The sequence below is a fragment of the Winogradskyella sp. ECml5-4 genome (assembly GCF_036903175.1).
Taxonomy (GTDB): domain Bacteria; phylum Bacteroidota; class Bacteroidia; order Flavobacteriales; family Flavobacteriaceae; genus Winogradskyella; species Winogradskyella damuponensis.
The window spans coordinates 134,091-147,644 of the sequence record NZ_JAYJLF010000012.1; the positions used below are offsets into that span (position 1 = coordinate 134,091).

The window sequence follows — 13,554 nt, forward strand, 5'->3', positions numbered from 1 at the left end:
AGATTACAAATATAAAAAGTTATATGTTCAATTTGTATTGCTCTGGTAATAATCTAAATGATTTTCTATGGTATTTGGTAATACCGTATTTTTTAATAGCAACTCTATGCTCTTTTGTTGGGTAGCCTTTGTTTTGTTTCCAATTGTACATAGGAAATTCTTCGTGAATTTTTTCCATATACGCATCTCTATAGGTTTTGGCTAATACCGATGCGGCAGCAATACTTAAATATTTACTATCTCCTTTTACAATTGTTGAATGTGGAATGGATTCGTAAGGTTTAAATTTATTGCCATCTACAATAATATACTCTGGAGCAATTTTTAATTGAGAAATAGCACCATGCATTGCTTTTATGGATGCATTTAGTATGTTAATACTGTCAATTTCTGTTTCAAATATATGTTGAAATGCAAATGCTGTAGCTTCTGTTTCAATAATGGGTCTTAATAGTGTTCTATTTTTTTTAGAAAGTTGTTTAGAGTCATTGAGTAAAATGTTTTTAAAAGAAGAAGGTAAAATGACGGCGGCAGCAGTAACAGGTCCTGCTAAACAACCTCTTCCTGCTTCGTCTGTACCACACTCTAAGTTATATGTAGAAAACTGAATTTTTAAAGACAAAATGTTAAATTTTGAACAAAGTTAAAATTTTAACGCAACCCTTTTGCATTTTTTGCATCTAAGTGTTGAGTTAAATGTTTAAAACATTAGGAAAATGATTTATGCGATATGTTGACGAAATCGCAAAAGTATTAACATTTTTTTAGCAAAAACACTTGCTTATTTAATATTTAATTAGGATGTTTGCAACTAGACTAACTCAAATAATTGTTTTATGAAATTAAAGTTAACATGGTTATTAACGCTTTTTATGGCGTTCGTGATGCAATTTTCTTTTGCACAAGAGAAAACTGTCACAGGTACAGTTACAACAGCTTCGGATGGTTTACCTCTCCCTGGTGCAAGTGTAATTGTAAAAGGGACCTCTAGAGGTCAACAAACAGATTTTGATGGTAAATTTACTATTAAGGTCAATCAAGGAGATGTTTTAGTAATTTCTTACGTGGGTATGACACCTGGAGAAATTAGAATAGGTGCTGGTAGTACTTATGATGTTTCTTTAGAAGATGCTAGTACTCTTGATGAAGTAGTTGTTACAGGGTATAAAGGTGCTACAAATAGTGCTAAGATATCTTCATCTTTATCTACAGTAGATGCTGAATCTATAGAGCAAGTGCCAATTACATCTGTGGATCAGATGTTACAAGGTCAAGCTGCAGGTGTAAATGTAAGTACTGGTTCTGGTCAACCTGGACAAAGTGCTACAATTATTATTCGTGGTAGAAACTCACTTAACGGTGATACTGAGCCATTATTTATTATTGATGGTGTGCCAGTTGATCAAGATAACTTCCGTAGTATAAATCAGAATGATATTGCTACTATGTCTGTATTGAAAGATGCTGCAGCAACTGCTATTTATGGTAACAGAGGTGCTGGTGGTGTAATCCTTATTACAACTAAGACTGGTAAGAAAGGTTCTGGTGTTCAGGTGAAATACAGATCTTTATATGGTATTTCTGAATTACCAAGTCCAAAGTTTTCTGTAATGAATACAACTCAGTATTTAACTTATCAAAGAGATTTATTACCAGGAACACAGTTAGGTGATGGTTTATCAGATGAGCAAATTGCTGCTATGGCAAGACAAGCAGATACTAATTGGTCTGATATTTTATTACGTCAAGGTAAAACTGAATCTCATGAGGTTACAGTAACGACTGGTGGTGAAAATGCTACGTCTTTTACGTCTCTTCAATATTTCAAGCAAGAAGGTACAACGTTAGGTAGTGATTTACAACGTTTTTCTTTTAGAAATAACTTTAATGCAAATTCTGCAGATAATAAATTAAATTTCTCTACAAGTTTAACAGCTAACTACTCTGTAAGTAGTTTCGTTGTAGATGCACTTAGAGATTCAAATACTGGTGGTGATTTAGATAATCCATTCCTTGTGCCTTATGGAGCTTTACCTTATTTATCTCCATACAATCCAGATGGTTCAATTAATATTTGGGGTACAGGTCCTGCTGCTAATGGTGGGTCAGATGCTTATTTAGCAGATGGTTCAATAAATTATGCAGGAGTTGATGGTTTTAGAAACACACCTTTCATTGCGATGAATACAGCTGCTTTAGGTACAGATGAAGAATCTGAGATTAAGGTTGTTGGTAGAATTGCTGCTGATTACAACTTTGCTAAAAACTTAACAGTTGGTACTTCTTTTGGTCTTGACTACACGAATAGAGCACGTTTATTTATAAACCCTCCAGGAAGTATTAGAAGTTTTAGAATACCTTCAGAAGCTTCTTTAGAAAAAGGAACGCAATTTGAAAGTTTTTATAGAGATGCTAATTTCATAACAAATGCATTTGTACGTTATGATAATAATATTACTGAAAAGTTAAACTTAAATGCGGCTGTTTTTGCTGAATATAACTACTCTAATACGCAAGTAGGTAGTTTCCAAGCTTATGGGTTAAATCCTGCTTTACCTGGTTCTGGTTCTGGTTTTTCTGATGGTGCAACGACTGAAGGAGCAAATAATGATGAGTATAATTATATACCTGTTGTTGGTTCAAGTGAGTCAGAATTAGCTTTAGCTTCTGTATTCGCAACACTTGATTTAGATTATGATAATCGTTTTGGTTTTTCTGCTTCTATTAGAAATGATGCTACTTCTCGTTTTGTTGAAAACAGAGATGGTATTTTCTGGTCTGTTGCTGGTAGATGGAATATAGATAACGAAAGCTTTATGCAAGATGTTGATTGGTTGTCAGTTTTAAAACTGCGTGCTAGTTATGGTGTTGTAGGTAACCAAAATGTTGGTGGAAGATATATTGGTTTACAAACTGTAGGTGCCGGTAGTGGTTACCAGTTAACAAACTCTTATGCATTAGGTGCTTTAATTGACCCAGCTATTAAATGGGAAACTTCAAACCAGTTTAATGTTGGTTTAAGTTTTGGATTCTGGCAAAAGAGATTATCGGGTGAATTAGATTACTATAGTAATTTAACTACAGATTTATTTGCAAATAAATTGTTATCTACTGCAGGTACAGGATCTGCTTCTGTTACAACAAACGTTGCAGATATGAGTAACAAAGGTGTTGATTTACAAATTTCTTATGATATATTAAGAAAATCATCAACTAATAACTGGTCTATTACTGTAAATGCTAATGCTAACTACAATAAAAACGTTGTAGAATCTTTACCAGGTGAATTTACTGGTAATACCTTAAGAATTGCAGAAGGTTATTCTGCTAATACTTGGTATATGGTAAGATGGGCTGGTGTTAACCCAGCTAATGGTGAGCCTTTATATTTAGATGCAAATGGTGATTTAACTAATGAGTATGATTTTGATAACAACGCGGTTTATTTAGATAAAAACTTCGATCCTACTTACACAGGTGGTTTCGGTGCAGATATTAGCTATAAAGGATTTGCGTTAAATACATTATTTGCTTTCCAAGCAGATCGTTGGAAAAATAATGGTTCTTTAGCTCTTATTGAAGATTCTAGTTTAGGTGGAAACTTAAACCAATCTACATCAATGCTAAACGCTTGGACTACACCAGGACAAATTACAGATGTGCCAGCTTTATCTTACGGTGGTGTACGTGCAATTAGAGGTGACAGAAACTTAGAAGATGCATCTTTCTTAAGATTAAGAAACATATCTTTATCTTACAATGTTGCTAGCGAAGTATTAGAGAAAACAAAAATGTTTACTGGTGTTCGTATTTTTGTTCAAGGTACTAACTTGTTTACTTGGACTAAATTCCAAGGATTCGATCCAGAAGGTACAACAGCTTCAACATTTTTCGAATATCCTGTAGCTAGAACTTATAGTTTAGGATTTGATATAACGTTTTAAAAAAAAAAAATATGAAAAAACATTTAGCAATATTAACTTTAGTTATCACAACAGCCTTTGTGAGTTGTAGTGATCAGTTAGACAGATATCCCGTTGATTCTTTAGTAGAAGAAACGGCTTACAATACAGTTACAGACCTTCAGTATGGACTTAATGCTGTTATTGGTAATTATAACTATAATTATATCATTGGATTCAATTCCCTTTTTGCAGATAATACGCAATTAGGAGTTGATAATGGGGGGCAAGAGGTACCTTATCATAATCAAGTTTTGAATCCTAGTTCAGCTGCTATTAATGGTAATGCAGTGCTATGGTTTAGTCGTTATTCTAATATTAACGATATGAATAGACTTTTAGTTTCAGCAAGTACTATTACGCCAAGTGCTGATGAATTAGATACATATAATAATATTTTAGCGCAAACGTATGCATTTAGAGCATTAGCGCATTATGAATTATTATTATACTATGGTTTAGATCTTACAGATGATTCAGCTTTAGGAGTACCTTACGTTGATTATGTATCTTCAGATGCTACACCTGGTAGGGATACTGTGGGAGATGTTGTAACTAGAATTAACGAAGATTTGGATCAAGCTTTAGCTTTATTCCCAGCTGGTACAAATGATATCAATTTTGCAACACCTGATTTTGTGACTTTTTTAAGAGCTAGAATGGCTTTAGAAACTGGTGATAATCTTGGTGCAATTAATTTATGTAATTCATTAATTGCAGATTATCCATTAGCAGACGTTAGTCAGTATTATGGAATGTTCAATGAAGATGCTGATAAAACAGAAGTTGTTTTTAACTATGATAATGTTCAAGGATTTGACTATGCGATTAATTTCCTTTGGAATTTCTCTGGTCAAGGGCCTAAATTCGAGATATCTAACGAGTTGTATAGTTTATATGACGATAATGATATTAGAAAAACAGTTATTTTAGATCCAGTTAGTGATATAGATGAGGAGGTATTAGTTATTGGTAAATATCCTATCAATGCAGATACGCAAGCAATCAATGATTTTAAAGCTATGAGAATCTCTGAAATCTATTTAATTAGAGCAGAGGCATATGCTAAAACAACTCAATTCGATCTTGCTGCTGATGATGTAAATGCTGTTCGTGCTGCTAGACATACTGTAGCTGTAGATGATGTGGAGTATGATTCTTTACTTGAGGCTATAGAAGGTATTATTACCGAAAGAAGATTAGAATTAGCTTTTGAAGGTCATAGATATACCGATATCAAGAGAGTTAGAGCGATAACTAGTAAAGGTATTGAGCGATCAGAAGATTTAGGTGATTGTGAAGGTGCAGCTCCATGTAGCTTGCCAGCATCTTCTAAGGAGTTTATTTTACCAATACCTCAAGGTGAGCTTAATGGTAATCCTGTTATTAGAGAACAACAAGCACCAGGTTATTAATAAAAAAAAACAAAATATTATTATGAAAAATTTATTCAAATTATTCCTCATTTGTTTGCTTATCGTTTCTTGTGAAGAAACAGAGCCAATCTTATTTGATGGAACTACAGCTGTAGGATTTTCAGAAGCTGTTGTTGATTTAAGTATACCAGAAGGTGGTATAACGTCAACAGTTTCTATTATTTCTACAACTACAAGTTCAGAATCGCGAACTTTTGATGTAACCGTGGTTGATACACAAGGTTTAGAAGCTAGTGACTATTCAATAGGAACTGCTACAATACCAGCTGATTCATATGAAGGTACTTTAGATGTAACTTTTAACTATGATGGTTTAGAGGACTTTACACCTTATGTATTAACTGTAGCTTTAGAAGTTACTGGAGGTGGTAGTGCATTTCCTCCAATATCTTTTAACCTTTTGAAAGAATATGATATTAGCACATTTGTTTGTGGAGAATTTAAACTTAGTATTGTAGCAGATAACTATGCGTCTGAAACAACTTGGGATATTAAAGATTCTACAGGAGAAGTAGTAGCTTCAGGTGGTCCATACGAAGATGAAACTGCAGGTACAGAGTATGTTTCTAACATCTCTTTATCAGGTGGTGATTATACGTTTACAATCTATGATGCTTACTCTGATGGTCTATTCGATGGTACTAATACAGGAACGTACAATTTATATTGTGCTGCACAATCAGTAGTGTCTTATGCATCTGGTAGTGGCAACTTTGGAGCTTCAGAATCAACTGATTTTACTGTAGTAGAATAATAATTTATAAAAAACGTATCTTATGAAAAAAATAATAAAATTATTACCAATATTACTTCTTGTTTTTGCATTCAGTTGTGGAGACGATGATTTTTCTGAAAATTTCACGACTGATGATCCTACAACAGGATGGGTAGAGTTTGCAACTCCTAATGCAGGAACGACTATCTCTGCTGCTACGGAAACATTATCATTACCTGTTAGCCTACGTGTTCCTGTGTATAAAGATGGCTTAAATGTGTCTTATACAATTCAGGCAGTAGAAGGTGATTATACTTCTATTTTAACAACTGACGATACTTTAACTTTTACACCTGATCCTTCTGGAGCTAATGGTAATACTAGAGTAAAGAGTATTGATTTACATTTTGAAAATGTAGCAGATTTAACTGATCTTGTTGTTTTTGATGTAGTTTTAACTGCAGTAGATGTAAATGGGGTAACTATAGGTGTTGATGATGAGAGTATCACAACTTATAGAGTTTCTACACCTTGTCCTATTGTTATTGCTGATAGCTATAATGTTGATGTATCAGCTCTTGGTGGTGCGGCTCCTTCTCATACGGTAGATTTTACTCTAGTTGGACCTAACCAATATTCATTAGCGTCTACTTGGGGACCAAACTTTGTTGGTTGGGCTACAGGAGATGATAGCTTCAATGGGCAATATCCTTATCCAGGATTTATCATTGTTAATGATGATTTAACTGTAGATCTTATCTCAGATGATCCTCTTTCTCCAGATGGTGGAACTGGTACTTATGATAGTTGTAATGATGTATTTATCATTAGTTTAACTCAAGGAGTATTTACAACAGACTTTACTGTAGATTTAGTAATGACAGCTGCTGAGTAAGTTGTATTATTAATTTAATATTAAAAAGCCCGCTTTTAGCGGGCTTTTTTTATGAGCATTTTTAAATATTACAGTTAACTGTAATATTTAAAATTCTTTTAATTTGTTTACGTTGAGTGTAGTTTTTAGTTTGATTTAATCTTTAAGTCAGCTTTAATATAATTATTTTGTTGTTTAATTATGTTTAAAATATTATGCCGTAATTATAAATTTGTTAACAGCTTTATTTTTATATAATAAATAATTAAACATATATTTGTACGTTACTCTTTGTATTTCCTAGTTTAAAAGAGTATTCTTCAAAAAAAAAAAAATGAAAAAAAATTATCTCTATGTAGCTGTTGCATTAATTTCAGCAATATGCACATCTCAAACTTCGCAAGAATTTGCAAAAATCACTTCTAAATATGATAAAGAAAAAACAAATGCTGTTATAGAATATCTAGGTTTAGAATATCAAAAACAGGAACGTCGCGTTAAGGCATATTTAGAATCACTTAGTTCAGAAGAGCGTGCTAAAATCGATGAAAATGCTTTGGTGGATGTAACTCCAGAAGGTGAGCTTTTGTATATTGTTCCTACTAATAATCATGCTGCAATAACTATGAAAGTAGATAGGTTATATCAAGGCGGTTCTTTGGGCTTAGATTTAGCTGGGCAGAACATGGTTGCAGGTGTATGGGAAGCACAAAATGGATATCCGCTTCCATTTCATCTTGATTTGGTTGGGAGATTAACTGTCATTGATGGTGGTGGTCCAAGTACTTTTCATGCTACGCACGTTACTGGAACAATAATCAGTTCTGGGGAGAACTTTATTGGAAACCTTGGTAGAGGTATCGCTTATGAAGCTAGTGCTTTGGTAGCTAACAGCGCTAATGATTCACAAGAAATGGCAACACAGGCCGCTGAAGGACTTTTAGTGTCTAATCATTCTTACGGTTTGTCTGCAGAGAACTTATCGGTATCTGCATTTGGTGCTTATATTAATAGTTCGTTTAATTTAGATTTAATAACAAGTAACAACCCTTATTACTTACCGGTGGTTTCAGCAGGTAATGATAGGGATGATTATTTATTGTATAATCCATCGCAAGGTGGATACGATTTGTTAACTGGTTTTTCCACTTCAAAGAACTCAATTACATCAGCAGCTGTTCAAGAAGTGCTTAATTACACACGTCCAGGTGATGTTTTAATGTCTACATTTAGTAATTGGGGGCCAACAGATGATGGTAGAATTAAACCAGATATCTCTTCTCAAGGTGTAGATGTAAGATCTACTGTTGAAACAAGTAATACGGCCTATGGTCTTAGTTCAGGAACATCAATGTCTGCTCCTACAATTACAGGGCTATTGTTATTATTGCAACAGCATTATAACGATGTAAATTCAGAGTTTATGTTAGCTGCGACAGCAAAAGGTTTATTGTTGCATACAGCTGACGAAGCTGGATCTTCACCTGGACCAGATTATAGATTTGGATGGGGCTTGGCTAATGGAGAGAAAGCAGTAGAAACTATAACTAATAACGGAGTTAATTCTCATATAGAGGAGTCAAGTATAAACAATACAGAAACTAAAACTTTCAATATATTGGCAACAGGTGATGAGCCGTTGAAGGTTTCAATTTCTTGGACAGAACCAGTTGGTACAGTTATAAATAATGATGAAAATAATAGAACCGCTCAGTTAGTTAACGATTTAGATGTTAAATTAACTATGGATGGTACAGATTACTTTCCTTGGAAGTTAAGTCCTATTAGTCCTTCTACTGGTGCAACAAGAAATTCTACAAATGATGTTGATAATTTTGAAAAAATAAAAGTAGATAATCCTATTAGTAATGACGTTTATACAGCAACCATTACTCATAAAGGTACTTTATCTGGTGGCTCACAAAATTACAGTCTTGTAATAACAGGAGGTATCTTAACAGATTTAAGTGTTGAAGAACAAGATGCACTTAAAACTGATATTGTGATTTACCCAAATCCTGCTAATGATATAGTTACAATTAAAAGTCGTACAACAAGTCAGTTTAAAAATTATAAAATTATTGATAATATTGGAAGAGTAGCTTTAGAAGGTAATTTTGAGTCTAATTCTAATGCACCTCAGATTAATGTTTCTCAAATTTCTAAAGGAATATATCACCTTATGGTGTTTTCAGAAACAGGTGTGTTTACTCAAAAATTAATAAAAATGTAGAAAGAAAAAACTGTGCTAACTGTTGTTTACACAGTTTAAGGTTTCAATTATAAAAAACCAGAGAATTGATATTCTCTGGTTTTTTAATTTTTTAATAACGGAAATGTTGTTGTACCCAACTATAGTTTAGTTTTAAATTATAGATATGGTAAGTTTAATATCGGTATTGTTGAAACGATACTAATCATATTCTGTAATTAATTAAAGAAGATAAAGATTCTTATACTAAATATAAATTTGTACGACCTTTAAAAGCAAGTACGAAATTTAAAATATTATTCAAGGAGTTAAATTAATGTTTAAGATATTTGTGGCAGATTGGAATTTAGAAATAGTTACTGATTTGTTCTAAGATTTAGTGAAATAATTACCTTAAATAGTACATCAGTTTCATATATGTAAATCATATCTCTGAAGTTAATAATTGAACATTTTATACATTTCTTTTTAAAGAACAACCAATTTGTTTTAAAGGCAAATAATCAGTGCTGCCTTTTTTATGTTAAGTAAAGTATAATTTTATATTTGTAAACAATAAAATATGATTTACTTTGTTTGAAAATGATACAGTCTTAAATGCAAATTAAATATTATTACATACTTGTTTTTTTTCTTTTTGTAACTAGTCTTGGAGCACAGGTTAAGCTTAAAGAAAAGACGACTCAAAATACGCAGGGTAATTTTGGTAAGGATTCTACCGTAACAAACCGTTCTAAAGGTTTTAAGGAAGTAGCTAGTGTAGATATGTATTTGCAATTTAATAATGAGCTAGATTCAATACCCATTGATACCACCTTAGCAATTAAAAAAGATTACAAATTTAATTACTTGCAGAAAGATAATTTTGGCTTAATGCCCTTTGCTAATATTGGTCAAACATATAATACACTTAGTTTCGATGCTTCAGAAAATAAAACCAAACCTAGTTTTGGAGCAAGAGCCAGGCATTTCAACTATCTAGAACATGAAGATATTAGATTTTTTGAAGTTCCAACACCTTGGACACGCCTAACCTATAAAACAGCTTTTGAACAAGGACAGCTCTTAGATGCTTTTTTTACAGTTAATCTATCTAAGCAGTTTAATTTTTCATTAGCATATAAAGGATTAAGATCGTTAGGAAAGTATCAAAATTCGTTAACCAGTTCAGGTAATTTTCGTTTTAATTCAAAGTACAACACAAAAGACAAAAGGTATACTGCCAAAGGATATATAGTAATGCAAGATTTACTAAATCAAGAAAATGGTGGAATCAAAACTGAGGACCTTGAGAATTTTGCCTCAGGTAATGAAGAGTTTTTGGACAGGTCTGTGTTTGATCCTAATTTTGAGAACGCAGAGAACGTGCTTGAAGGGAAGCGTTTTTATTTTGAGCACTCTTATAAAATTACAAAAGAGAAGGATTCTTTAAGTAACAATAGACTTTCGCTAATTAATAAAGTTTCTTTTGAAGACAAATTCTTTCAGTTTAGCCAAGATGTGGCAGTAACGGATTTCTTTGGGGATGTTTTTTCTAATAGTATTAATGACAGAGTAACATTAGAAGACTTTAGAACTTCACTTGGACTAAGCTATTCTAATAATACATTAGGTCAAGTTGGATTTGCATTAAACTATACAGATATTAATTATGGTTATAATAGTGTTGTGTTATTTCCAAATCAGCAATCAATACCTAATAGAATTGTGTCCAATTTTATAGGAATAGAAGGAACATATTCAAAAGCTTACAAAGGGTTTAATCTTTCGGGGCGTGGAAATTTAAATTTATCAGACACATTTGTCGGTAGTTTTTTGGATGGAACAATTAGTTTGAAGTTAAATGAAGATATAGCACTGTCTGGAGGTATTACAATTAACTCTAGACTTGCCAATTATAACTATTTATTATATCAAAGTGACTATATCAATTATAACTGGTATAATTTTGATGACTTCAAAAATGTAAATACACAACAGATAAAGTTTAGTTTAGAATCACAAAAGTTGTTTAATGCTTATTTCGATATATCCAATATAGATAATTACACCTATTTTAATTTAGAGGAAACAATAGATCAAGTTAATGTTATTAGACCAAAGCAATATAATAAGCCACTTCAATATTTAAGGTTAAAACTTCAGAAGGAATTTAAAGTCGGCAATTTTGCATTAGATAATACAATAATGTATCAAAACGTAGTTAGTGATGATAATGTTTTAAATGTGCCAGATTTTATAACTCGAAACACCTTGTATTATACCAATCAGTTATTCAAAAAGTCAATGACGCTTCAGACAGGTGTAACTCTAAATTACTTTACAGCTTATAATATGAATGGTTATGATCCTTTATTGGCAGAATTTTATACTCAAAATAATACTGAGTTAGGTGGTTTTCCAAGGCTAGACTTTTTTATTAATGCTAAAGTGAGACAAACCCGTATTTTCTTAAAAGCAGAACACTTTAATTCTTCATTTACTGGATACGATTATTTTTCGGCTCCGAATCAACCCTATAGAGATTTTATTATTCGTTTTGGATTAGTATGGGATTTCTTTCTGTAAAAGACTAAGACATTTTTTTCTATTAATAGAAGTATGTCTAGTATCATTCTTACTTACTTGTTTTTAATTCTATAATATGAGAATGTATTATATATAAGTCCTACTCATATAGTCTATCTAATAAGGTGCTTAATTAAGGACAACTGTTTCCATGGCTACTTCACGTATGTGTTATAGTTATAAGAGTTGTTAATAGTAGAGTTTACTTATAAGAGTTTAAAGGTTACTAGACTCCTTATTATATAAAACCAAAAAAGAGAGATTCTAAAATATTGGTTTCAAGGCAATTAAAAAAAGATTAAAATAAAAAGGAAAAAGGTGTTGTGGGAATGAAAAAGGGTTTTATATTTGCACCCCGAAACAAAGACAACAAGTCAAGTTTCAGCCGTTCATTTCCAGATAAATTTAACTTTGAAAAAATAAATAATATTTTTTCAAATTAAGTTTGTGAGAATGAAAAAAGGGTTTTATATTTGCACCCGCTTAGCGAAACAATGTTAAGTAAAAGTAAAGAAAAGTTCATTAACATATTGAATTGACAGCGTAAGAAGATAGTTGGAAACGGCTATTTTCAAACAAGAGAATAAATCATTTAGAGTACTAGAATAATTCCTATTAGTTGTTAAAGACATAGTCGTAAGACTTAAAATTTAACGATGAAGAGTTTGATCCTGGCTCAGGATGAACGCTAGCGGCAGGCCTAACACATGCAAGTCGAACGGTAACAGAGAAGAGCTTGCTCTTTTGCTGACGAGTGGCGCACGGGTGCGTAACGCGTATACAATCTACCTTTTACAGGGGGATAGCCTTTAGAAATGAAGATTAATATCCCATAGTAAGTAGTTTTGGCATCAAAACAACTTTAAAGCTTCGGCGGTAAAAGATGAGTATGCGTTCTATTAGCTAGATGGTGTGGTAACGGCACACCATGGCGACGATAGATAGGGGCCCTGAGAGGGGGATCCCCCACACTGGTACTGAGACACGGACCAGACTCCTACGGGAGGCAGCAGTGAGGAATATTGGACAATGGGCGAGAGCCTGATCCAGCCATGCCGCGTGCAGGAAGACTGCCCTATGGGTTGTAAACTGCTTTTATACAGGAAGAAACCTTTTCACGTGTGAAAAGCTGACGGTACTGTAAGAATAAGGATCGGCTAACTCCGTGCCAGCAGCCGCGGTAATACGGAGGATCCAAGCGTTATCCGGAATCATTGGGTTTAAAGGGTCCGTAGGTGGATAATTAAGTCAGGGGTGAAAGTTTGCAGCTTAACTGTAAAATTGCCTTTGATACTGGTTATCTTGAATTATTGTGAAGTGGTTAGAATATGTAGTGTAGCGGTGAAATGCATAGATATTACATAGAATACCAATTGCGAAGGCAGATCACTAACAATATATTGACACTGATGGACGAAAGCGTGGGGAGCGAACAGGATTAGATACCCTGGTAGTCCACGCCGTAAACGATGGTCACTAGCTGTTCGGACTTCGGTTTGAGTGGCTAAGAGAAATTGATAAGTGACCCACCTGGGGAGTACGTTCGCAAGAATGAAACTCAAAGGAATTGACGGGGGCCCGCACAAGCGGTGGAGCATGTGGTTTAATTCGATGATACGCGAGGAACCTTACCAGGGCTTAAATGTAGATTGCATTAGGTAGAGATACTTATTTCTTCGGACTATCTACAAGGTGCTGCATGGTTGTCGTCAGCTCGTGCCGTGAGGTGTCAGGTTAAGTCCTATAACGAGCGCAACCCCTGTTGTTAGTTGCCAGCGAGTCATGTC

Annotated in this window: 7 protein-coding genes and 1 rRNA gene; 7 read left to right on the plus strand and 1 reads right to left on the minus strand. The window is 33.4% G+C overall.

Annotated elements, in window-relative coordinates; translation table 11 throughout:
- Positions 1-19 precede the first annotated feature (19 nt).
- Positions 20-622, minus strand: coding sequence for a ribonuclease HII (locus tag VDP25_RS13885; protein ID WP_334470763.1), 603 nt, complete (start codon positions 620-622; stop codon positions 20-22).
- 214 nt (positions 623-836) lie between these two features.
- Here VDP25_RS13885 and VDP25_RS13890 point away from each other — a divergent pair, with 214 nt between their 5' ends.
- The 7 genes from VDP25_RS13890 to VDP25_RS13920 all read left to right on the plus strand — a co-directional run.
- Positions 837-3,944, plus strand: coding sequence for a SusC/RagA family TonB-linked outer membrane protein (locus VDP25_RS13890; RefSeq protein WP_334470765.1), 3,108 nt, complete (start codon positions 837-839; stop codon positions 3,942-3,944).
- 11 nt (positions 3,945-3,955) lie between these two features.
- A complete protein-coding gene (locus VDP25_RS13895) occupies positions 3,956-5,377 on the plus strand; it encodes a RagB/SusD family nutrient uptake outer membrane protein (protein WP_334470767.1) in 1,422 nt (473 codons plus the stop codon).
- A 22-nt stretch (positions 5,378-5,399) separates the two neighbouring features.
- Positions 5,400-6,152, plus strand: a complete 753-nt coding sequence (locus VDP25_RS13900) for a hypothetical protein (protein WP_334470769.1) — start codon at positions 5,400-5,402, stop codon at positions 6,150-6,152.
- A 22-nt stretch (positions 6,153-6,174) separates the two neighbouring features.
- Entirely contained in the window at positions 6,175-7,008 is an 834-nt protein-coding gene (locus tag VDP25_RS13905) for a hypothetical protein (RefSeq protein WP_334470771.1), read from the plus strand.
- 313 nt (positions 7,009-7,321) lie between these two features.
- The gene (locus VDP25_RS13910) at positions 7,322-9,220 is read left to right on the plus strand and encodes a S8 family serine peptidase (protein ID WP_334470773.1); all 1,899 of its coding nucleotides are present in this window, start codon (positions 7,322-7,324) and stop codon (positions 9,218-9,220) included.
- 576 nt (positions 9,221-9,796) lie between these two features.
- Entirely contained in the window at positions 9,797-11,767 is a 1,971-nt protein-coding gene (locus VDP25_RS13915) for a putative porin (protein WP_334470775.1), read from the plus strand.
- A 653-nt stretch (positions 11,768-12,420) separates the two neighbouring features.
- Positions 12,421-13,554: ribosomal RNA gene (locus tag VDP25_RS13920) — 16S ribosomal RNA — on the plus strand; the annotation flags it as partial.